Raw genomic sequence first — 22,098 nt, forward strand, 5'->3', positions numbered from 1 at the left:
CGCTTGAGAATAAGCGGAAGGCGTCATCCAGACGCCCAAGGAGCAAGAAAAATGGGTTTCGCATTTGCAAAGCTGACCGCGCTTGCCCGCGGACGCAATGTGCCCGCTGCCGAAGAGGCCGCGCCCGCGCAGCGCCGTGCCGACGCGCATCCCGACGCGCCGCCCCGTCCTCCGATCTTTGCCAGCCGCGATTTTGGCGGCGCCGATATCTTCGCGCGCCCGGAATCGGGGCGTCGTCGTCTGGTGGTCGATAGCGATTCGGTAGAGCCGGTGGCGGCGACGGTGGTGCGCATGGAAACGCCGGCCGCCTTTGCCATGCCGACCCCGCATGAAGAGGCATCGGTCGAGGATATGGCTATCGCGCCCGCGCCCGCCTTCGCGCGTCCGTTCGACGCCATGCCGGCGCTGTCGAGCAATCCGATCCCGCTCGGCCGCGCGCCGTTCGCGCCGCCGGAAGACGCTATATTCGAGCCCTGGGAAGAAGAGGCAGCGGCGGAATTTGCCACCTTCGATGAAGAGCCGACCGATATTGCACCGGAGCCGGTCGTCGAGCAGGCCCCTGCCTTCGTCCCGGAACCGGTGATCGAAGAGTCGATACAGGCGCCCGAGCCTGCACCTTTCGTTCCGAGGGCGGAGGCGTCGCCCGCCCCGAGCGCGCGCAGCATCGACAACCTGTCGATCACCGAACTGACCGAGCGGCTGGAGCGGGCGCTGGTCCAGCGTGGCCGACCGGCGACCGCGCCGCGCGTCATCGCCGACATGCCGATCGCCTCGGCGGTGCCGGTGCGTGAAGCCGTGTCGGAAGATGTCGAGGATGCGCTGCGTGCCGCACTCGGCACGCTGCGCACCATGACCGGCCGCCCGCGCTAAACGATCAGGCTACCAGTCGCGGATGGTGAGGGCGGACAGCTCGATCCATTCGCCTTCCGCGTCGCCGCGCAGGTCGTCGATCACCATGTCGGCGACGAAATGGCCTGGCAATGTCCATTCCGCATCCTGCAATTCGCTGGCCAGCGCCTCTTGGCGCGCGCGCAGGCTGCCGCCCGCCACCCGTAACAGTATGACATGGCGGCGTCCTTCGAACAGGGCGCTGGCCCAGGGACGACTGACAGCACGCTCGACCGTCGCCGGCTCACCGATCCGGGTGATCAACTGAACCAGCAACTGGGCCAGCGGATCGGCCTCGCGCCGTTCTCCTGCTCGATTACGGACCAGATTCGCGCTCGTGCGCAGCATGTCGGCGCTTGTCATTGGCTCACGCTCCTGCGATATTCGTTCATGAAATGTTCTATTCGTCTCTTTACCCGATCGCCCGGATCGCGCCCCATGCGCAGGTCGAGGACCAGGCGCGGATCGCGCACGGCGTCGCGACCGAAACGGGTCGGCGCGATCTGATAGTCTCGCAGGAATTTCTCGATCGTGCGCAGCAGCATGGACGGACCTCTCCTTTGTCGAGCCGATTCGCCCCCTGCGAATCAATAGGCAATTTCCTATCTCATATTCATTTTCCTACTTGTCTAGGAAAATTCCTATCATTATGGATGCAACATGGATGAAGCGCAGGACGCCCGGACTGCCCTCGATCGGCTGATCGTCGAACGCGGGGAAAATTATGCCGATCTGTCGCGGCTGATCGGGCGCAATCCCGCTTATATTCAGCAGTTCATCAAGCGTGGCACGCCGCGCAAGCTGGACGAGGCGGATCGCCGCATCCTGGCGCGCTATTTCGGCGTGGCGGAAACGATGCTGGGCAGTCTGGTGCCAGCGGGCGCACCGATCCCGCGTGTGCGCGGCCTGCCGGCGGTGGTCGCGGTGCCGCGCCTGTCGCTTGGCGCCTCCGCTGGCGCGGGCTCGCTGGATGAGGATGAGCGTACCGCGGGCGTGATGGCGTTCGACGCGCAATGGCTACGGCATCTGGGCGTGCGGCCGCAGCGCGTGTCGATCATCCGGGTCGATGGCGAATCGATGGCGCCCACGCTCAACGATGGCGACGACATCATGGTCGATCATGAGGATGACGCCGATCGCCTGCGTGACGGCGTCTATGTGCTGCGGCTCGACGGCGTGCTGATGGTCAAGCGCGTGGCGATGGGGCCATTGCGCGGCCGGTTCAGCGTATTGAGCGACAATCCCCATTATCCCGACTGGACCGATATCGATCCGGCGATGGTAGCGATCGTCGGCCGGGTCGTCTGGACAGGCAGGCGGCTGGTCTGAGAAGCCTGATCCGTCTTTGAAAGGCGCCGTGCCTTTCCTATGTCTAGGAAAACAGGGGAAGGCTGGATCATGAATGATAATGGCGCGGTGATCCGCAAGGCGATCGAGTGGCGTGGGGCGCCGATGGCGCTGGCGACGGTCGTGTCGACCTGGGGATCGGCGCCGCGTCCGCGTGGCAGCCACATGATCGTCCATCAGGATGGCCGGCTGGAGGGCAGCATATCGGGCGGCTGCGTCGAGACCGATGTGTTGCAGCGCGCGGCCGAGGTGATCGCCGGCCGGCCCGGCCATGTCGCGCGCTATGGCGTGGCCGATGGCGATGCCTGGGAGGTCGGCCTGCCCTGCGGCGGCGAGATCAGCGTGCTGGTGCAGCCGGTCGGGGAGGGGGGCTTTGCCCCCGACCTGTTCGACCGGATCGCGTCGGACAGCGCGCGCGGCCGGGCGCTCACGCTCTCGACCGATCTGGACAGCGGCGTCACCCGCGAAGATGTGGTCGAAGGCCAGTTCCTCAACCGCTATGATCCGCCCCGTCGGCTGCTGATCGTCGGCGCGGTGCAGATCGCCCAGTCGCTTGCCGCGCTGGCGCAGGCGATCGACGTCACTCCGGTGGTGATCGATCCGCGCGGCCGCTTCCTGACGGCGGAGCGCTTCCCTGGCATCGAACTGGACGATCGCTGGCCCGACGCAGCGATCGCCGCGCGCCATCCCGGCGAATCGACCGCCGTCGTGACCTTGAGCCATGACATCAAGATCGACGATCCCGCGCTCATCGCCGCGCTCGCTGCACCGACCGGCTATGTCGCAGCACTGGGATCGCGGCGCAGCCATGCCGCGCGGCTGGAGCGGTTGGCGGCGCAGGGCTTCGGCGCGGACGACCTCGCCCGGATCGACGGGCCGGCGGGGCTGGACATCGGCGCGATCGGCGCCGCGGAAATCGCCCTGTCGATCACCGCCGGGATGGTCGCCGGGTTCAACGCCAAGCGCTGATCAGGCGCAATCGCTCAGCAGCATTTTCCGCCATTCTTGCCGCCATAGCGTGCCTCCTGCCGGTTCCGGAAAAAGGCGGTGCGGTCCATCGGCGCATGGCCGGGATGATGGTCGCGCATATGGCGCAGATAGGCGTCATAGTCCGGCTGGCCGACCATCAGATGCGCCATGCGCCGCAGCGTCTGGAGAAATTGGCTCATGGCGTCGTGACCAGTTGCGCCGGAATCTCGCGCGCGGTCGGCGCGGCGAAACCGCGTGCGGCCAGGCAGGTCCGGATGGTGAAGACCAGCAATGCCAGCACCACCGCCAGGAAGATCGCGACCAGCCCGGCATCGACATAATCGTTGAACAGGATCTGGCGCATTTCCGCCATCGACTTGGCCGGCGCCAGAACCTCGCCCTTGTCCAGCGCCGCGCTATATTTGGCGGCATGGGCCAGGAATCCGACCTTCGCATCGGTGGAGAACAATTTCAGGAAACCGGCCGACAGCGTGCAGATCAGCAGCCAGGCCGCCGGCACCATCGTCACCCAGGCGAAGCGGTCGCGCTTCATCCGGAACAGCACGGCGGTCCCCAGCATCAGCGCGATTGCCGCGAGCATCTGGTTGGAGATGCCGAACACCGGCCACAGCGTGTTCACCCCGCCCAGCGGATCGGTGACGCCCTGATAGAGGAAGAAGCCCCAGGCCGCGACGCACAGGCCGGTGGCGATGAAGCCCGGCAGTTGGCTGTTGCTGTCCTTGAAGCTCGGCACGGCGAGCGCGATCAGATCCTGCAGCATGAAGCGGCCGGCGCGGGTGCCGGCATCGACGGCGGTCAGGATGAACAAAGCCTCGAACAATATGGCGAAATGATACCAGAAGGCCTTCATCGCCGGGCCGCCGAACACATGGCTGAAGATTTCGGCCATCGCCACGGCCAGCGTCGGCGCGCCGCCGGCCCGGCTGATGATCGTATGCTCGCCGACATCTTTCGCCGTCTGGACGATGACGTCGGGACTGATCGGGAAGCCCATGGCGGTGACGGCGGCGGACACGCTGGCAGGATCGGTGCCGATCACGGCGGCCGGGCTGTTCATCGTGAAATAGATGCCGGGGTCCAGGATCGATGCGCCGACCAGCGCCATGATCGCCACGAACGCCTCCATCAGCATCGCGCCATAGCCGATCAGCGGCGCGTCGCTTTCGGTCGCGATCAGCTTGGGCGTGGTGCCGCTGGCGATCAGCGCGTGGAAGCCGGACACCGCGCCACAGGCGATGGTGATGAACAGGAAGGGGAAAAGGCCGCCCGACCAGACCGGCCCGCCGCCGGCGGCGAACTGGGTGACGGCGTGCATCTTCAGCGGCGGCGCCATGATGACGATGCCGATCGCCAGCGCCGCGATCGCCCCGATCTTGAGGAAGGTCGACAGATAATCGCGCGGCGCCAGCAGCAACCACACCGGCAGCACCGACGCCACCGCGCCATAGCCGATCAATATCCAGCAGAGCTGTACGGGCGTGAAGGTGAAGATCGGTCCCCAGACCGGCGATTGCGCGATCGCCTGGCCATAGACGATCGCGGCGAGCAGGCCGATCAGCCCCAGGATCGACACTTCGCCGATGCGGCCGGGACGGATCCAGCGCGTATAGGCGCCCATCGCCATGGCCAGCGGCACGGTGGCGGCGACGGTGAACATGCCCCAGGGGCTTTCCGCCAGTGCCTTCACCACGATCAGCGCCAGTACGGCGAGGATGATCACCATGATCATGAAGGCGCCGAACAGCGCGATCGTGCCCGCGACCTGGCCCATTTCCATGCGGATGAGTTCGCCCAGTGACTTGCCGTCGCGGCGCATGGAGATGAACAGGACCATGAAGTCCTGCACCGCGCCGGCCAGCACGACGCCGGCGATGATCCACAGCGTGCCGGGCAGATAGCCCATCTGTGCTGCCAGCACCGGCCCCACCAGCGGCCCCGCGCCGGCGATCGCCGCGAAATGATGGCCGAACAGCACGGTGCGGTCGGTCGCGACATAGTCGAGGCCATCGGCGCGGCGGATCGCCGGAGTCGGCCGGGCGGGATCGAGCCGCATCACCTCGCGCGCGATGAACAGCGCATAGTAACGATAGGCAACCAGGAAACAGCTGACGGCGGCGACAACGATCCACAGCGCATTGACCGTCTCGCCGCGCGAGACCGCGACGACCGCCAGCGACACCGCGCCCACCAGCGCAGTCAGGATCCATGGAATATGCCGGGTCATCGCTCTCTCAACGGTTCGGGATAGGGATTGGGCGCCACACTAGGCCGCTCCCCCCGAAAGACAACCGCCAGTCTGGGTTAGGCGCTTGTCGGGGTTGGGGGATTTGGGCGCGTTCGTTCGTCCATCGGGTGAACAGGGCTGGAGGCATCGCATGACCGACCGGGGCAAGGACGTTTCGCGCAGGGGCTTGTTGCAGGCGGCGGCGGTCGTGGGGGCGGCACTGCCGCTGGCGGCACGCGCTGCCCCATCGGGCAATGCGACGCGCGACCAGTTGCTGCTGGCGCCCGACATCCATTATTTCAACGCCGCCAATATCGGCCCGGCCTTCCGCAGCGCGATCGCCGCGCATGCGCGCGAGACGCAGGCCTTCCAGGCCAATCCTTCACCCCAATATCGCACCAGATATCCGGTTGCCGCCGATGCCCTGCGCGCGCGGCTGGGCAAGCGGATGAACGTCAGTGCGCAGGAAATCGCGCTCGTCCGCAACAGCAGCGAGGCGAATACGGTCGCCGTGCGCGGCCTCGCGCTCAAGGCCGGGGACGAGGTGATCCTGACCGACCACAACCATCCCTCGACCCTGGAGACATGGAAGCTGCGAGCCGCGCGCGAAGGGCTGGTGCTCAAAATCCTGCCGGTGCCGGTCTATGCGACCTCGGCCCAGGCGGTGGTCGATCTGTTCGCCGCCGCCATCACGCCGCGCACCCGCGCCATCTTCCTGTCGCACATGTCGAACGTCACCGGCATGATCTTCCCGCTGGCGCAGATTGCTGCGCTGACCCGGCCCAAGGGCATCTGGCTGCATGGCGACGGCGCGCAGACCTTCGGCTGGCTGCGGCTCGATCTGCCGGCGCTCGGCGTCGATTCCTATTCGGGCAGCACCCATAAATGGATGATGGGGCCGCTGGAGGGCGGCATCCTCTATGTCCGGCGCGAAGGCCAGGCACAGCTCCAGCCGATCATGCTCAGCCATGGCTATTGGCTGACCGATGAGAAGAATCTCGATACCGCGCAAAAATATGAGATTCTTGGCCAGCGCGACGATCCCAAGCTGATCGCGATCGACGCGACGCTCGATGCGCTGGATGCCATCGGCGAGACGGAGGTGGAGCGCCGCGCCTTCGCCATCGGCGACCAGATGCGCGACATGGTGCTGCGCCTGCCCGGCGCGAAGCTGGTCGGCACGACCACCAAGGGCCTGACCGGCCCGGTCATCACCCCGGCCTTTGCCGGCAAGGATGTGCTGGCGATCCGCGATCATCTGTGGACCCAGGGCAGAGTGGTGGTCGCCCCGTCCAAGGCCGACGGCAAGCCGACCATCCGCTTCTCCCCCCATATCTACAACAGCGCCGACGAGATCGCCCTGATCGCGGACTTGCTGACGAAGGTCTGACCGCTATCGTCGGCGGAATGGCCAGTCGATCACCGCCCCGGCCCATAGCGCCCACCAGATGATCACCGGCTGCAGCGCCAGCCGGGGGCCATGATACCACCAGCTCAGATGCACCCCACCCAGCGGGATGTCATGCAGGGCATGGTTGAAATTGGCCGGCCAGACGCACAGGGCATAGAGGGCCAGGGCTATCGCGGCGGCGCGGCGCGTGGCCGGGATCATCAGCCCGGCGGCCCCGGCCAGTTCGGCGATGCCGGTCAGGGCGACGACGGTCTGCGGCTCCGGCACCCAGTGCGGCGTGATCGCCACGAAACCGGCCGGCCGCATCAGATGCGCCGCGCCCGCAACCGCATAGGCAAGCGCCAGGAAGGCACGGGCGATGGCGCGCGCGGTAACGGCTACAGCTCCAGTTCGCCTTCATCCTCGCCATCCCAATAATGGGCGCGCTCGGCATGAACCTTGATCATCACCAGGCCGGCCGTATCGGCGCCCTGCGCGAACCAGCGCTCCAGGTCCGGATTCCAATGCGCTTCAAAGGCGCTGCGATCGCGGATCAGATCGGCGCGGCCCTCGACCGCGATAAACAGGGGGCGCTGCCCCAACAGGCCGCCCTTGCCATGGAAGGACAGGCCGACCCGCGGATCGCGCTCGATATCCTTCACCATCAGCGTGTCTTCGGTCGTGAAATAATAGCTGTCGCCGCCATAGGCGACATCCTGGTTGTTGCTCATCGGCCGGGCGCCGATCTGGCCGTCCTCGGTATGGGTGGACAGCATCGCGAAATCGATCTGCTGCATCTTGTCTGCCAGGGTGGCGATGGTCTGCTGGGCCATGGTCGCTCTCCTCTTCTGCCCGGTTCAACGCTGACAGAGCGGATTCGGATGCGTCGGATTCGTCAGGATGAAGAAAAGAACATATAGTGAACATATTCCGATTCGGAGGATGTTCGCCATGCTTGCCCGCACGCCGTCGCTCTATCGCCTGATCGTGGCGCTGAAGCCGCCGACCCGCATCACGCGGCAGATCGACCATTTCGCCGAGACGCTGGCGCCCGATGCCCATCGTATCCTGCCGGCGCACCAGCATATCACGCTGGGGATCACCGACGGCTGGCCGGACTATCCCTATGCGCTGGTGAAGGCGATGCACCGCAGCTTCACCGGCATCCTGGCTGATCCGTTCGATCTGTCGCTGGATCAGTTGAGCGAGGGCGGCCGGTCGGCCGCGCTGCGGCCGGCGCATGCACTGCCGCCGCTGCGGGAATTGCAGCGCAAGGTGGCGTTGGCGATGAAGCGGGCAGGGGTGGGCGCCCGTCCGGGCTGGAGCTTCAACCCGCACCAGACGCTCTATTATCGCGACGGTGCCCCGGCGGCCCAGCGGATCAGCGGCTTTCACTGGCGGGTGGAGGATTTCGTGCTGCTATGCAGCCATGTCGGCCGCACCCATCATGAATTGCTGGGGCGATGGCCGCTGCGCGGCAGCGGCCAATATAGCCTGTTCTGATGGCGCTCAGCGCTTGCGCACGAACTCCGCGCGCAGCACCAGCCCCTTGATGCCGTCATAGCGGCAGTCGATTTCCTGCGCGTCGCCGGTCAGGCGGATCGACTTGATCAGCGTGCCGCGCTTCAGCGTCTGGCCGGCGCCCTTGACCACCAGATCCTTGATCAACGTCACCTGGTCGCCATCGGCCAGCAGATTGCCGACCGAATCGCGCACTTCCACGGCATCGCCAGCATCGGCCTTGGCGGCGGCATCAGCCGCGCTGATCCATTCGCCGCTGGCTTCGTCATAGACATAATCATCGTCGGCCATCGGCTTATCCCTGGCTCACGGCTTCGAGCACGGCGGCGCGCAGTTCGGGGATGCCCATGCCCTTTTCGCTCGACGTGGCGATGATCTCGGGATGGGCGGCCGGGCGCTTGCGGATCGCATCGGCGGTGCGCTGGGTCACGGCGACCAGTTCGCTCGCCTTGATCTTGTCGCTCTTGGTCAGGACGATGCGATAGCTGACCGCCGCGCCGTCCAGCATGTCCAGCATGTCGGTGTCGACATCCTTGATGCCATGGCGGCTGTCGATCAGCACCAGCGCGCGCTTGAGCGCAGCACGTCCGCGCAGATAGTCGTTCACCAGGAACCGCCACTTCTTGACCAGGTCCTTGGGCGCCTTGGCATAGCCATAGCCGGGCATGTCGACCAGGCGGAAGCGCAGCGGATCGCCGACGTCGAAGAAGTTGAGTTCCTGCGTCCGGCCCGGCGTGTTCGACGTGCGAGCCAGGCCATTGCGGTTGGTCAGCGCGTTCAGCAGCGACGATTTGCCGACATTGGATCGGCCGGCAAAGGCGACCTCGTTCACCGCCATGTCGGGCAGATAGTCGAGCGTCGGCGCGGATTTGAGGAAGCTGATCGGCCCGGAAAAGAGCTTGCGGGCTTCCTCGATCAAGGCGGTGTTGTCGTCTTCTGTCATATCGAAAAAATCCCCCCCTTTCGGGGAGGATTTCCTTTTCCTTACTTGGTGGCCGTCGCGGTGTTCAGCACGGGGTGGCGTTTGTACAGCCACCATTGCTGCGCCATCGACAGGCAGTTGTTGGTGATCCAGTAGACCAGCAGGCCGGCGGCGAACGGCGCCATGATGAACATCATCATCCACGGCATGATCGCGAACACCTGCTGCTGCATCGGGTCCATCTGGGCCGGGTTCAGCTTGAACTGCAGCCACATCGAAATGCCCAGCAGCAGCGCCAGCACACCGATCGCCAGGAAGGAGGGCGGGGTGAAGGGCAGCAGGCCGAACAGGTTCAGGATGTGCAGCGGGTCGGGCGCGGACAGATCCTTGATCCACAGCACGAAGGGCTGGTGACGCATTTCGATCGTCAGCTGCAGCACCTTGTACAGCGCGAAGAAGATCGGGATCTGGATGAAGATGGGCAGGCAGCCGGCCAGTGGATTGACCTTCTCCTGCTTGTACAGCTCCATCATCTTCTGCTGTAGCTGCTGCTTGTCGTCCTTATATTTTTCCTGCAGCGCCTTCATCTTGGGCTGCACCGCGCGCATCGCCGCCATGCTGGCGAACTGGCGCTGGGCGACCGGGAACATCAGGGCGCGGACGCAGAAGGTCAGGCAGATGATGGCGACGCCGAAATTGCCGAGCGTCTCGAACAGCCAGTGCAGCAGCGCGAAGATCGGCTGTTCGAACCAGTAGAACCAGCCCCAGTCGATCGCGCGGTCGAACAGCGGCACGCCGGCACGCTCATAGGCCTGCAGCGTCTTCACTTCCTTGGCGCCGACAAACAGCCGGTTGGTCTGGGTCATCGCCTTGCCGGGGGCCAGCATGACCGGCGCCAGCGCAATGTCGGTCTGGAACTGGGTGCCAGCACCCTTGCGCATCTGGCCGGTGAAGGCGTCCTTCTGGTCGGGGATCAGCGCCGACAGCCAATATTTGTCGGTGAAGCCGATCCAGCCGCCGGTCGACTGGAAGCTCTGGCTGGCCGGACCCTTTTCCAGATCCTTGTAGTTCACGTCATAATTGGCGGCGCCGTTGAACACGCCCATCGGGCCGACATGGATGGTCCAGGTGTCGGGATCGGCCGAGGGGGCGGCCCGGCTGACATAGCCATAGGATTTGACCGCGATCGCGCCGGTGCCGCTGTTCGACACCTTCTGCGCGGCGGAGATCATGTAATTTTCGTCGATCGAATAGCGGATTTCGAAATTCTGGCCCGCGCCATTGTTCCAGCTCAGCGTGACCGGGCTGGTGGGGGTCAGTTCGGTGCCGCTGGCGGTCCAGACGGTGTTGGCGTCGGGGGTCTTGATGCCCTCGCCCTGCCAGCCGAAGCCGGCGAAATAGGCGTCCTTGGTGCCGCTGGGGCTATAGAGGCAGATCGCCGGCGAATCCTTGGCGATCGTTTCCTTGTAGGTCGGCAGCACGATATCATCGATGCGCGCACCCTTCAGGTTGATGGAGCCTATGATCTTGGGCGTGCGGATGGCGACGCGCGGCGTTTCCTTAAGCACCAGGGCGCGATCGCGGATCGCGGTCGATGCATCCTGCGCCGGGGCCTCGCCCGCCGGGGTCAGCGGGGTGGTCTTGCCGCCCTCGATCTTCGTCGCGGGCGGATTGGCCGCCGGGAAGAAATGTTCGGAGATATAGGGCCAGCCGAACAGGATCGCGGCGGTCAGCAGCACCGCCAGAATGATATTCTTCTTGTCGTCCACGCTATTCGGCTCCGCCGTCTATACTCGTCAATGTCTCAGGGGACCGGGTCATAGCCCGAACCACCCCATGGGTGGCAACGCATTAGCCGCTTGAACCCCAGCCAGCTACCCTTGATCGCACCATATTTGCCGACCGCCTGGATCGCATATTCCGAACAGGAGGGGGCATAGCGACAGGTGGGGGGGAGGATGCGGGATGGACCCAGCTGCCAGGCGCGCGCGATCAGGATCAGCAGCCGGGCAATCATGCCGGCTGGCCGGTCTTCGCGGCTGGGGGCGAGGGGCGGGAATCGCCCTTGCGGCGGGGCGGGCGGCCCTGGCCTTCGGGGCGGGTCAATATCTTGCCCAGCGCCTTTTCCAGTTCGCCTCGCAGCAGCGCGAAGTCGCGCTCCACGCCTTCGGCACGGCCGATCAGCACATGGTCGGCACCAGCCACACCATGCACAGGCAGCAGTTCGCGTGCCAGGACGCGAAAACGGCGCTTCATCCGATTGCGGATGACAGCGCCGCCTATCTTCTTGGTCACCGTGATGCCGATACGCATCGCCGGATCGCCGTCGCCGCGCTCACGCACCAGCAGGACGAATCCCGGCATGGGCGCGCGTCGGCCCCGATTCGCCGCCAGGAAATCCGCGCGCTTGCCCATGATGGCAGGCGCGGCCGGCGGCGTCAGGTCGCTCAGGCGCTCAGGCTCTTGCGGCCGCGGGCACGACGGGCGCGCATGATGTTGCGGCCACCGGGGGTCGCCATGCGAGCGCGAAAACCGTGACGGCGCTTCCGAACCAGATTGCTCGGCTGAAAAGTGCGCTTCATCGTTCATTCCTCAAACAAACTAGAGAATCAGGTATGACAAAAAAGGGCCGCCACACGGGGCGACCGCAAGTCAGGGGCCGTCCGATAGGGAAATGGGGCGGGGAAGTCAATGGCGCTGCGCCGCGCTTCCCCGCAAACCCCTGTTTGTCCCGCCCGAACCGCTCTCGGGCTTATTTCCCGCGGGCGCTCGTCACCGCGTCCTTGAGCGAATCATAGCCGACCGCGCCGTTCAGCACCTGATTGCCGATGACGAAGGTCGGGGTGCCGCTCGCCTGGAGCTTCTGGGCCAGGGCGATGTTCGACTGCAGCTCGGCATCATATTTGCTCGACGCCATCGCCGCTTCGGCATCGGCCTTGGTGATTCCGGCCTGGGTGGCGGCGCCGATGATCGATTCGCGGGTCACCTTGCCCGCGCCATAAAGTGCCTTGTGATAGGCCATGTAGCGATTGCGCTCGGCTGCCAGCAGCGACACCTTGGCCGCGTCGGAGCTTTCCTCCGACAGGATCGGCAGTTCGCGATAGACGATCTTCACCTTGGCATCGGCGCCGACCAGCTTGGCAAGGTCGGGCAGCGATGCGCGACAATAGCCGCAGGCATAGTCGAAAAACTCGACCACGGTGACATCGGCATTGGCCGCGCCTTCCCATGCCCCGGCATAGGGCGTCTCGATCGTCTGGCGATTCGCGTCGATCGTGCCTTCCATCCGCTTGGCCTGCAATTTCTCGATCGCCTGCGGGATGATCTCGGGATGCTCCAGGATATAGTCGTGGACGATCTTTTCGATCGCGGCCTTGTCACCGGTGGAGACGCTGCCGGGCGCCTGCACGGCAAGGGCGGTGCCGGCGGCACCAGCGATCAAGGCGAGGGCGCCCAGGGTCATCTGCATTTTCCTGTTGGATAGGGCCGCACGAAAGCTGGGCCGGGTCTGATCTGTCATCTTCTCTTCCGCTTCTGCTCGACGGCAGCCCGCGAGACCATCGCGATATCCTGCGCCCGCAGATAGTCAACCGTTCCGGGCTTCAAACCCTGCATCGCCGCGTCCGCGCTGCGCAGTGCCATACTGTCCTGCCCGATCATCGAAAAGCGCTCGGCACTGGCCAGCGCGGCGCGCGGCGTGTCGCCGCGATGCTCGTAGACGACGCCCAGTTGATACCAGGCGAAGGGATTTTCGCGGTCTCGCGCGATCGCATTGCGCAGCACGGTTTCGGCCTCGGCGTAATTTTTCTCATCCTCGGTCGCGATCAGGGCATGGCCCAGCAATACCGCGATCAGCGGCTGCTGCGTCTTGGTGACGGCCTCGCGCAGCGGTGGAATCGCCTCGCCAGGCCGCCCGCTCTCCAGCAGGATCTGGCCCTTCAGCTCCAGGAAATAGGGATCATGCGGCGCCGCCGTCAGCAGCGCGTCCGCCTCGCTCAGCGCCTTCTCGGGATAGGCGCTTTTATGCCAGGCATAGGCGCGCGCATAATGGGCCGGGATCGACCGGTCGCTCTCGGGATATTTGAGCAGTGTCTGCTGCGGCTCCGATACGAAGCCGATCAGCTTCGCCTTGATCCGCTCGAACCGCGCTTCCAGCTGCGGATTGGGGGGCGTGTCCCAGGCCGGATCGACCGTATAGACCTCGCGCAGCACATTGATGCGCTCGCCCGACAGCGGGTGGGTGCGGCCATAGCTATTGTCCTGCGGAATCGCGAGGCGATATTCCTGGTTCTGCAGCTTCTTGAAGAATTCCAGGCTGCCCTTGCCGCTCAGATGCGCGCCGCTCAGATAGCGCGCGCCGGCAAGGTCGGCGGAGCTTTCCTGCGCGCGCGAGAAAGCGAGATATTTGGACATGCCGACCTGCTGGCCCAGGCCCATGATGCCCATGCCGGCCTCCGCGCCGCCTGCCGCGATCGCCGCTGCGCCCAGCACCAGGCTCAGCAAGGTGATGCTGGTTGCTTCCTTGATGCCGTCGGTGCGGATGACATGGCCGCCCTCGATATGGCCCAGTTCATGCGCGACCACGCCCTGCAACTGGTTCACATTGTCGGCTTGCGCGATCAGCCCGCTATGCACCCAGACATATTGGCCGCCGGCGACGAAGGCGTTGATCTCCGGATCGTTGATCACCATCACCTGGACATTGCGCGGCTGCATGCCCGCCGCCTTGACCAGATCGCCCGACATGTCCGCCATGAAGGCTTCGGTCTCGGCGTCGCGCAAGATGCTCTGGGCCAGCGCCGGCCGCGCCATCAGCATCAGCGACCCCAGCAGGAGCGCGACAAGGCGCAGCCACCGCGTCATCATGCAAAGCCTTGATGGGGAAGGGGAACAGGCATTGGCCCGATTTATGCCCTTCTCGCCCTGAACATCAAGTGAAGCCACGAAAAACGCCGCCATCCGACCCCTGGGGCTGGATGGCGGCGTGTTTCATTCAAGTCTGAGCTTCTGCCTTATTGGCCGAAGGTGCGCTGCCACCAGCCACGGCGCGGCTCGCCATTCTCGTCGCTCTCCGCCTCGGCGGCGGGGTCGGCAGTGACGGCTTCGCTGGCCGGTGCAGCCGCAGCCGGTGCCTCGGCGGGGGCGGTAGCGACTTCGGTCACGGCCGGCGCGGCCTCGACGGCGGCTTCTTCGGCGACCGGTTCGACCTTCTTCTTGCGGGTGCGCTTGGGCTTGGGCTTTTCGGCCACTTCCTCGGCAACCGCTTCGACGGCGGGCGCTTCGGCTGCGGCTTCGGCCTCGACATCCGCCTTCTTCTTGCGGGTGCGCTTGGGCTTGGGCTTTTCGGCCGCTTCCTCGGCAACCGGCTCGGCGGCGGGCGCTTCGGCAACGACCTCGGCCGGGGCTTCGGTCGCTTCGACAGCAGCCGGTTCGGCCGCCGCGTCCTTCGCCTTGCGGGCGCGGGGGCGACGACGCGTCTTGGGCGCTTCCTCGGCCGGGGCTTCTTCCGGCGCTGCTTCGGCAACCGGAGCCTCCTCGACAGGCGCGGCCGCTTCGGCTTCGATCACCGTTTCGACGCCGTCCTCGCCAGCGGTCTCACCGGCTTCGGCACCCGCTTCGCCACCTTCGCGACGGCGGCGACCGCCACGGCGACCGCGGCGACCACGACGGCGGCTGCCGCCTTCGTCCTCGCCCTCGGCGGCCGGCTCGGCTGCCACAGCCTCGGCATCGGTCTCGACGTCGGCCGTTTCCTCGCCTTCCTCACCGTCTTCGGCGCCATTGTCTTCGCCGGTCTCGCCCTGTGCATCATCGCGCTGGCCACCACGGCGACGGCGACGGCGGCGACGGCGGCGACCGCCTTCGCGTTCCTCGCCCCGGTCACCGCGCTCGCCACGCTCCTGACGTTCGGGAGCGGCTTCTTCCTCGATCTCTTCCTCTTCTTCCTCGTCCTCGATCACGTCGAGATCATCCTCTTCCTCCGCGAGCGGGGCATAGGTGACGACGCGTTCGGGACGCGGACCGCTGGGTTCGACCGACATGCGGGCGCCCTCGATCTCGCCATCGGGCAGGACGACGATGCGCACGCCATAGCGCTGTTCGATCTCGTCCAGCTCGCGGCGCTTGTTGTTGAGGACGTAGAAGGCGGCTTCCTGGCTGGCGCGCAGGGTGATGACGCTGCCACGACCACGGGCAGCCTCTTCCTCCAGCATGCGCAGCGCGCCCAGGCCCGCCGACGATGCGGTGCGGACCAGGCCCGTGCCTTCGCAATGCGGGCACTGGCGGGTGGAAGCTTCCAGCACGCCGGTGCGCAGGCGCTGGCGGCTCATTTCCATCAGGCCGAAGCCCGAAATGCGGCCGACCTGGATGCGGGCGCGATCGTCCTTCAGCGCCTCCTTCATCGCCTTCTCGACCTTACGGATGTTGGAGTTCATCTCCATGTCGATGAAGTCGATGACGACCAGGCCTGCCATGTCGCGCAGGCGCAACTGGCGGGCGATCTCGCGCGCGGCTTCCAGATTGGTGGCGACGGCGGTCTGTTCGATACCATGCTCGCGGGTCGACCGGCCCGAGTTGATGTCGATCGACACCAGAGCTTCGGTCGGGTTGATGACCAGATAGCCACCGGACTTGAGCTGCACCACGGGATTGTACATCGCCGCCAGCTGGTCCTCGACGCTGGCGCGCTGGAACAGCGACACCGCGTCGGCATATTGCTTCACGCGCCGGGCATGGCTCGGCATCAGCAGCTTCATGAAGTCCTTGGCGGCCTTGTAGCCATGCTCACCCTCGACGATCACTTCCTCGATATCCTTGTTATAGATATCGCGGATCGCCCGCTTGATGAGGTCGCTGTCGTTATGGATCAGTTCGGGCGCGGCGGCGCGCAGCGTCTTCTCGCGAATCTCGTCCCACAGTCGGGCGAGATAGTCGAAGTCGCGCTTGATCTCGGGCTTGGTGCGCTGCAGGCCGGCGGTGCGGACGATGCAGCCCATCGACGAAGGCAGCGCCATTTCGGCGATGATCGATTTCAGCCGCTTGCGGTCGGCCGCATTGCTGATCTTGCGCGAAATGCCGCCACCATGGCTGGTGTTGGGCATCAGCACGCAATAGCGACCGGCCAGCGACAAATAGGTGGTCAGCGCCGCACCCTTGTTGCCGCGCTCTTCCTTGACGACCTGCACCAGCAGCACCTGGCGGCGCTTGATGACGTCCTGGATCTTGTAGCGACGGCGCAGCGCCATGCGCTTGCGGCGCAGCTCGTCGGCTGCGTCGTCGCCCTTTTCGCGCTTGCGCCGGTTCGGGCGGCCGCCTTCGTTGCTTTCGCCTTCGCTGGCTTCGGCTTCGTGGGTGCCTTCCTCATCGTCATGATGGGTCGCTTCCACGACCTCGACGCCATCGTCGCCGGCGGCGTCCTCATCCTCGTCATAGTCGGCGCGCAGCGCGGCCTCTTCCTCGGCATGCGCGCGTTCCTCGCGCAGCAGTGCCTCGCGGTCTTCGCGCGGAATCTGGTAATAGTCGGGATGGATTTCGCTGAAAGCGAGGAAGCCGTGGCGATTGCCACCATAATCGACGAAGGCCGCCTGGAGCGAAGGCTCTACGCGGGTGACCTTGGCGAGATAGATGTTGCCCTTGAGCTGCTTGTGCTCAGCGGATTCGAAGTCAAATTCCTCGATCCGGTTTCCCTTGACGACCGCGACCCGGGTTTCTTCCCGGTGGCGCGCATCGATCAGCATACGCATTGTCATTTATGTGTCTCCGGCGATGGCGGCCGCAGGCACTGGGCCGGGCCGCCACGCGATAGTGATGGGACGGCCGTGCGCGCGCCGGGTTCGGCGCGCGAGGCGGCATCGTCCAGGTTTGAAGGAAGAATTGCGTGTCTGCTGCGTCGGCAGGGCCGGACAGTGCGCCGGGCCGGACCATCCACGCCACAGCACCCGGTATCGGGGCCAGCGTGGAAGGAAAGTCATGCCTCATGCAGCGTCAACCTGTTGCGCATCGGCTCGAGCGACAGGCGCGCGCCGATGCAAATAATCAAGATCCGCAAAGGACCTTATTGATATGGTCGGTCCTCCCGGAATGTGAAGGGGTAGCAGTCATGGGCGCGGGGGGCAACGGTCCCTGAAAAGATTATGTCTTTATGATGACCTTGATCGGCCGGTCGGCGATTCATGCTGAAACCGATATTAACCGTTTCATTTTACCCCGTCACAACAGCCGATGCTTAATCCGAAATTCAGCGTGGGGACGCTGGACGGATAGACGTCATGAAAATGGGCTGGACGGCCGATGGGCGCGCGTTGCACAAGCGGCGCATGCTCAACATAATTGCGCTGGCAACGACGATGCTGGCCGCGACCCCCGGCGATGCCGGCGGCATCGCGGCCGTGGATGTGCAGGGCGACCGCGTCACCGTTCGGTTCGACGATCGGGTCGAGGGCGCGTCCGCCTTCCTGCTCGACGGGCCGCGCCGCATCGCGCTGGATGTCGCCGGCGCGCAGGCCGGTGCCAGCCGCTATGCCGGTTCCAATGCAGCGGTCAGCGGCATTCGCCAGGGCCAGCTCAGCGATACCATGGCGCGCATCGTGCTCGACCTGACGACGCCGGCGACGCTGGGCGATCCGCAGATCGCGGCTGACGGCAAGTCGCTCAGCTTCTCGCTCCAGAATGTGACCGACGGCCGGTTTCGTACCGCGGTGGGGCAGGGACGGCTGCGCTTCGACGCGCCCGCCAATATGAGCGCCCGGCCGCAAAAGCGCATTCATTCGATCACCGTGCCGATCCCGCCGGTCGCGCGCGGCGTCGATCTGCCCGCGATCGAGGGCGTGCGCGACGGATCGCGCCCGCTGGTAGTGATTGATGCGGGGCATGGCGGTCATGATCCGGGTGCCATCAACAAGGATAATGGCAAGCGCGAGAAGGATGTGACGCTGGCGATCGCGCAGGCGATCCGGGACCAGCTGGTCAAGTCCGGCCGGGTGCGCGTGGCCCTGACCCGCGACGATGACCGCTTCCTCGTGCTGCAGGAACGCTATGGCATCGCCCGCAAGCTGGGCGCCGATCTCTTCATCTCGGTCCATGCCGATTCGGCGGAAAATGCCGATGCCCATGGCGCCACCGTCTACACCCTTTCCGAAACCGCGTCGGACCGGGAGGCGGCCCGGCTCGCCGCGCGCGAGAACAAGGCCGATGTGCTGAACGGCGTCAATCTCGGCAACCAGTCGGGCGACGTCTCCTCGATCCTCATCGATCTGACGCAGCGGGAATCGATGAACATCTCGGCCAATTTCGCGCGGCTGCTGCAACGCGAGGCGGCACCCTATGTGCCGTTCCGCAGCGCCTATCACCGCTTCGCCTCGCTGATGGTGCTGAAGGCCCCGGACACGCCCTCGGTCCTGTTCGAGACCGGCTATATCAGCAATGCGGATGATGCCCTTTTCCTCTCCTCGCACGAGGGGCAGCAGGCGATCGCGCGCGGTGTCGCCCGCGCCATCGACGTCCATTTCGCGCGCAAGCTTGCCATGGGCAGCGGCCGGTCGGGCGGCTGACGCGCCTATCCGCGCATCGGTGCTGGTATTGAAGGACTTTTGACCGGGAGTCAGGATGTAGAGCCTGATTCACGCCATCGATGGAAACGCAAAGCGCTTCCATCTCAGGCGATCAGGCTCTAGAGCCTCTTCCACCATGGAAGAGGCCCGTTCCAATCCGCCCGCATCGTCCTTCGCCTACCGCCTGCGCCGTGGCGCCGGGGGCATTGCCGACCGGTTGAAGCCCTTGTGGCAGCGCCGCCTGTTCCGCTGGGCCGCGATCCTGCTGGGCGGCTTCCTGCTCGCCATCTTCCTGTTCTGGCTGATCTTTGCGCGCGGCCTGCCCGACGCGACCTCGCTGCTCGAATATGAGCCGCCGCTGCCGACCATGGTGCGCGACATCAATGGACAGCCGGTCCACAGCTATGCGCGCGAGCGCCGGGTCCAGCTGCAATATAGCGATTATCCCCAGCTGCTGATCCACGCCTATCTGGCGGCGGAGGACAAGACCTTCTTCGAACATCATGGCGTTGACATTCCCGGTTTTGCCGGCGCCGTGTTCGACTATGCCAGCAAGCTCGGCTCGGGCCAGCGCGCGCGTGGTGGCTCCACCATCACCCAGCAGGTGGCGAAGAATCTGCTGATCGGCGACGAATATTCGCCCACGCGCAAGGTGAAGGAGATGATCCTCGCCTGGCGTATGGAAAATGTCCTCACCAAGCAGCAGATCCTCGAACTCTATCTCAACCAGATTTTCCTCGGCCGGAACGCCTATGGCGTGCAGGCGGCGGCGCGGGCCTATTTCGACAAGGACGTGGCCGATCTCCAGCTGCACGAAATGGCCTATCTGGCGATCCTGCCCAAGGGGCCGGCCAATTATCGCCCGGAAAGCACCACCGGCCATGCCCGCGCGATCGATCGTCGCAACTGGGCGCTGGGCGAGATGGAGAAGAATGGCTGGATCAGCGCGGCCCAGCGCGACGCCGCCATCGCCCTGCCGCTCGGCACCGTTGCCGCCCATGGTTCCAGCTTCGACGCCAATGCCGGCGGCTATTATATGGAGGAGGTGCGCCGTCGCCTGATCCAGCAGTTCGGCGAAAAGGCGGAGGATGGCCCCAACAGTGTCTATGCTGGCGGCCTCTGGGTGCGCAGCCCCTATGATCCGGTTGCGCAGGACCATACCCAGACCGCGCTGCGCAACGGCCTGCTGCGCTTCGGCGCCGGGCGCGGCTGGTCTGGTCCGGTCGGTCATATCGACCCCGACAAGGGCTGGGAACGCGAACTCGCTGCCAGCTTCATCAGCGTCGATTATGCCGGCTGGCGCGTCGCCGCCGTCATCAGCCGTGACCGCAGCGGCGCACAGATCGGCTTTGCCGACGGCACCACAGGTGCGCTGCCCGCCAGCCTGGCGCAGCTGCCCTATCGCCGCACCGGTGGCCCCGCCATCTCGGCGATGAAGCCGGGCGACCTGATCATCGTCGCCCGCGACGGTGCCAACTGGGCGCTGCGCAACATTCCCGAAGTGTCGGGCGGCATGGTGGTGGAGGAAGTGCATTCGGGCCGCATCCGCGCGATGCAGGGCGGCTTCGACTATCGCCTTTCCTCCTATAATCGCGCGACCCAGGCCCAGCGCCAGCCGGGTTCGACGATCAAGCCCTTCGTCTATGCCGCCGCGCTCGACAATGGCATGACGCCGGCCTCGATCATCGTCGACGGTCCCTTGTGCGTCTATCAGGGTGCGGGCCTTGGCCAGAAATGCTTCCGCAACTTCTCAGGCGGCAGCGCCGGTCCGCAGACGATGCGCTGGGGCGTCGAGCAGTCGCGCAACCTGATGACCGTGCGCGCCGCCAGCCAGACCGGCATGGACCGGGTCGTGCGCACCATCAAGAATATGGGCATCGGCGACTATCAGCCCTATCTGTCCTTCGCGCTCGGTGCGGGCGAGACGACGGTGGAGCGCATGGTCAACGCCTATGCCACGCTCGCCAATCAGGGGCGGCAATTCGCGCCCAAGCTGATGGACTATGTCCAGGATCGGCGCGGCAAGGTGATCTGGCCGGAACGCTGGCATCCCTGCGACAATTGCAACATGGCCAATTGGGACGGCAAGCCGATGCCGCGCTTCGGTTTCGAGGGGCGTCAGGTGATGAACCCGATGAGCGCCTATCAGGTCGTCCACATCACCGAAGGCGTGATCCAGCGCGGCACCGCGACCGTGCTCGCCGACCTCAAGCGCCCGCTGTTCGGCAAGACCGGCACCACCAACGGTCCGACCAATGTCTGGTTCGTCGGCGGCTCGCCCGATCTCGTTGCCGGCGTCTATATCGGCTATGACCAGCCGCGCAGCCTGGGCGGCTGGGCACAGGGCGGCCGCATCGCCGCACCGATCTGGAAGGAGGCGATGGCCCCGATCCTGGAGACCATGCCCAAGACGCCGTTCATCGCACCGGCCGGCATCCGCATGGTTGCGATCGACCGCCGCTCGGGCAAGCGCGTCTATGGCGCCTGGCCGACCGATGAGCCCAAGCCCGCCGTCATCTGGGAAGCGTTCAAGCCCGAATCCGAACCGCGCCGCACCATCCGCAAGGAAGAGGCGGAGGCCCAGGCCAGGGTCGCGGCCAAGGCGGATGCCGTCCGCACCCGCCAGCGCAACGACGCCGACTTCCTGCAGGATCAGGGCGGCATCTATTGAGAGGCGGGCGCGTCGGCGCCCGCCCTCTTATCCTCAGCAGTGGCGCGGATTGGCGTCGCGGACCGACAGGCTGGCGGCGCTGCGCCGGCCCTCCAGCGCCTGCGCCAGCAATATCTGGGTCGATCGCACAGCATAGCAGAAGGCGCAGGCGATCGCGTCGCTGCAGGCATAGGGAACGGGGCCACTCCAGCGCGCCTGCAACAGGTCGATCAGCAGATTCTCGTCTTCGCTCAGCCGCGGTCCCCGGCCGGTGCGCAAGCCATGGCCGGTCACCTGCTCGCCCAGCCGCAACAGGCTGTCGAGCGCCGGGGATAGTTGTTCGCAGCCATAGCGCCGCAGCCGCAGGTGCAACTGGGCCATCGCCGGCCGGTGTCGGCGTCGCGCCGCTGCCCAGCAACGCACGGCGTCGAGCAGGATATAGAGGGTGGCCGGGCTGTGCGTCGCCGGCATGGGGGTGGTCGGGTTCATGGGATCGCCTTTCATGGAAAAAGGTTTTCCCCCTTGATGCGCCGCCCTCGCGTGGGGCGGTCTGCGCCATCGGGCTAAGATGCCATTATGTCCGGCAGATTTCGGACCGTTGCCGCGCCGCCCCTCCGGCGG

23 protein-coding genes are annotated in these 22,098 nt (G+C 65.6%); 7 read left to right on the top strand and 16 right to left on the bottom strand.

Annotated features, from left to right (window positions below):
* Positions 1–51 precede the first annotated feature (51 nt).
* The gene (locus tag E5554_RS06640) at positions 52–870 is read left to right on the top strand and encodes a hypothetical protein (protein WP_247594395.1); all 819 of its coding nucleotides are present in this window, start codon (positions 52–54) and stop codon (positions 868–870) included.
* 9 nt (positions 871–879) lie between these two features.
* On the opposite strand, the gene E5554_RS06645 is transcribed toward E5554_RS06640, so the two are convergent.
* Both E5554_RS06645 and E5554_RS06650 read right to left on the bottom strand, forming a co-directional pair.
* Positions 880–1,251, bottom strand: coding sequence for a hypothetical protein (locus E5554_RS06645; RefSeq protein ID WP_136186318.1), 372 nt, complete (start codon positions 1,249–1,251; stop codon positions 880–882).
* A complete protein-coding gene (locus E5554_RS06650) occupies positions 1,248–1,433 on the bottom strand; it encodes a hypothetical protein (protein WP_136186319.1) in 186 nt (61 codons plus the stop codon). The genes E5554_RS06645 and E5554_RS06650 overlap by 4 nt, the downstream gene beginning before the upstream one ends.
* Positions 1,434–1,548: 115 nt before the next feature.
* Between E5554_RS06650 and E5554_RS06655 the strand changes: the two genes are divergently transcribed.
* Together E5554_RS06655 and E5554_RS06660 are read left to right on the top strand one after the other, a co-directional pair.
* Positions 1,549–2,217 carry a S24 family peptidase gene (locus E5554_RS06655; protein WP_136186320.1) on the top strand — a complete coding sequence of 223 codons (669 nt, stop codon included), beginning with the start codon at positions 1,549–1,551 and terminating at the stop codon, positions 2,215–2,217.
* Between the two features lie 69 nt (positions 2,218–2,286).
* Positions 2,287–3,204: an XdhC family protein gene (locus E5554_RS06660; protein ID WP_136186321.1), complete on the top strand. Its 918-nt coding sequence runs from the start codon at positions 2,287–2,289 to the stop codon at positions 3,202–3,204.
* A gap of 14 nt (positions 3,205–3,218) precedes the next feature.
* Here E5554_RS06660 and E5554_RS06665 read toward each other — a convergent pair whose 3' ends face one another.
* Both E5554_RS06665 and E5554_RS06670 read right to left on the bottom strand, forming a co-directional pair.
* Positions 3,219–3,404 (bottom strand): YbdD/YjiX family protein, encoded by a 186-nt coding sequence (locus E5554_RS06665; protein WP_010336890.1) that lies wholly within the window; start codon positions 3,402–3,404, stop codon positions 3,219–3,221.
* Entirely contained in the window at positions 3,401–5,449 is a 2,049-nt protein-coding gene (locus E5554_RS06670) for a carbon starvation CstA family protein (protein ID WP_136186322.1), read from the bottom strand. Before E5554_RS06670 ends, E5554_RS06665 begins: the two co-directional genes overlap by 4 nt.
* A 151-nt stretch (positions 5,450–5,600) precedes the next feature.
* Here E5554_RS06670 and E5554_RS06675 point away from each other — a divergent pair, with 151 nt between their 5' ends.
* Positions 5,601–6,839, top strand: a complete 1,239-nt coding sequence (locus tag E5554_RS06675; RefSeq protein ID WP_136186323.1) for an aminotransferase class V-fold PLP-dependent enzyme — start codon at positions 5,601–5,603, stop codon at positions 6,837–6,839.
* Between the two features lie 3 nt (positions 6,840–6,842).
* Here E5554_RS06675 and E5554_RS06680 read toward each other — a convergent pair whose 3' ends face one another.
* Positions 6,843–7,166 carry a hypothetical protein gene (locus E5554_RS06680; RefSeq protein WP_247594396.1) on the bottom strand — a complete coding sequence of 108 codons (324 nt, stop codon included), beginning with the start codon at positions 7,164–7,166 and terminating at the stop codon, positions 6,843–6,845.
* A 71-nt stretch (positions 7,167–7,237) separates the two neighbouring features.
* Positions 7,238–7,672 carry a pyridoxamine 5'-phosphate oxidase family protein gene (locus tag E5554_RS06685; protein ID WP_136186325.1) on the bottom strand — a complete coding sequence of 145 codons (435 nt, stop codon included), beginning with the start codon at positions 7,670–7,672 and terminating at the stop codon, positions 7,238–7,240.
* Positions 7,673–7,790: 118 nt separating this feature from the next.
* Between E5554_RS06685 and E5554_RS06690 the strand changes: the two genes are divergently transcribed.
* Positions 7,791–8,342: a 2'-5' RNA ligase family protein gene (locus E5554_RS06690; protein WP_136188280.1), complete on the top strand. Its 552-nt coding sequence runs from the start codon at positions 7,791–7,793 to the stop codon at positions 8,340–8,342.
* A 6-nt stretch (positions 8,343–8,348) separates the two neighbouring features.
* On the opposite strand, the gene E5554_RS06695 is transcribed toward E5554_RS06690, so the two are convergent.
* From E5554_RS06695 to E5554_RS06735, 9 genes are all read right to left on the bottom strand, one after another.
* Positions 8,349–8,651: an alkylphosphonate utilization protein gene (locus tag E5554_RS06695; RefSeq protein ID WP_010336895.1), complete on the bottom strand. Its 303-nt coding sequence runs from the start codon at positions 8,649–8,651 to the stop codon at positions 8,349–8,351.
* Between the two features lie 4 nt (positions 8,652–8,655).
* The gene (yihA, locus tag E5554_RS06700) at positions 8,656–9,303 is read right to left on the bottom strand and encodes a ribosome biogenesis GTP-binding protein YihA/YsxC (protein WP_004210031.1); all 648 of its coding nucleotides are present in this window, start codon (positions 9,301–9,303) and stop codon (positions 8,656–8,658) included.
* 41 nt (positions 9,304–9,344) lie between these two features.
* Positions 9,345–11,051 (bottom strand): membrane protein insertase YidC, encoded by a 1,707-nt coding sequence (gene yidC, locus E5554_RS06705; protein ID WP_136186326.1) that lies wholly within the window; start codon positions 11,049–11,051, stop codon positions 9,345–9,347.
* A 35-nt stretch (positions 11,052–11,086) separates the two neighbouring features.
* The gene (gene yidD, locus E5554_RS06710) at positions 11,087–11,299 is read right to left on the bottom strand and encodes a membrane protein insertion efficiency factor YidD (RefSeq protein ID WP_004210035.1); all 213 of its coding nucleotides are present in this window, start codon (positions 11,297–11,299) and stop codon (positions 11,087–11,089) included.
* Positions 11,296–11,697 carry a ribonuclease P protein component gene (rnpA, locus tag E5554_RS06715; protein ID WP_136186327.1) on the bottom strand — a complete coding sequence of 134 codons (402 nt, stop codon included), beginning with the start codon at positions 11,695–11,697 and terminating at the stop codon, positions 11,296–11,298. The genes yidD and rnpA overlap by 4 nt, the downstream gene beginning before the upstream one ends.
* Positions 11,698–11,729: 32 nt before the next feature.
* Entirely contained in the window at positions 11,730–11,864 is a 135-nt protein-coding gene (rpmH, locus tag E5554_RS06720) for a 50S ribosomal protein L34 (RefSeq protein ID WP_004210039.1), read from the bottom strand.
* A 170-nt stretch (positions 11,865–12,034) separates the two neighbouring features.
* Positions 12,035–12,802, bottom strand: coding sequence for a DsbA family protein (locus E5554_RS06725; RefSeq protein ID WP_170978344.1), 768 nt, complete (start codon positions 12,800–12,802; stop codon positions 12,035–12,037).
* Positions 12,799–14,145: a M48 family metalloprotease gene (locus tag E5554_RS06730; RefSeq protein ID WP_136188281.1), complete on the bottom strand. Its 1,347-nt coding sequence runs from the start codon at positions 14,143–14,145 to the stop codon at positions 12,799–12,801. Before E5554_RS06730 ends, E5554_RS06725 begins: the two co-directional genes overlap by 4 nt.
* Positions 14,146–14,294: 149 nt before the next feature.
* Positions 14,295–17,027 carry a ribonuclease E/G gene (locus tag E5554_RS06735; protein ID WP_247594397.1) on the bottom strand — a complete coding sequence of 911 codons (2,733 nt, stop codon included), beginning with the start codon at positions 17,025–17,027 and terminating at the stop codon, positions 14,295–14,297.
* Positions 17,028–17,546: 519 nt separating this feature from the next.
* On the opposite strand from E5554_RS06735, the gene E5554_RS06740 reads away from it, so the two are divergent.
* Together E5554_RS06740 and E5554_RS06745 are read left to right on the top strand one after the other, a co-directional pair.
* Complete coding sequence (locus tag E5554_RS06740; RefSeq protein WP_099234107.1) at positions 17,547–18,827, top strand: N-acetylmuramoyl-L-alanine amidase; 1,281 nt, start codon at positions 17,547–17,549, stop codon at positions 18,825–18,827.
* A gap of 136 nt (positions 18,828–18,963) precedes the next feature.
* The gene (locus E5554_RS06745) at positions 18,964–21,498 is read left to right on the top strand and encodes a transglycosylase domain-containing protein (RefSeq protein WP_136186328.1); all 2,535 of its coding nucleotides are present in this window, start codon (positions 18,964–18,966) and stop codon (positions 21,496–21,498) included.
* Positions 21,499–21,531: 33 nt separating this feature from the next.
* Here E5554_RS06745 and E5554_RS06750 read toward each other — a convergent pair whose 3' ends face one another.
* Positions 21,532–21,966: a hypothetical protein gene (locus E5554_RS06750; RefSeq protein ID WP_136186329.1), complete on the bottom strand. Its 435-nt coding sequence runs from the start codon at positions 21,964–21,966 to the stop codon at positions 21,532–21,534.
* Between the last annotated feature and the right edge of the window lie 132 nt (positions 21,967–22,098).

The sequence above is a fragment of the Sphingobium sp. PAMC28499 genome, assembly GCF_004795815.1.
Classification (GTDB): Bacteria; Pseudomonadota; Alphaproteobacteria; order Sphingomonadales; family Sphingomonadaceae; genus Sphingobium; species Sphingobium yanoikuyae.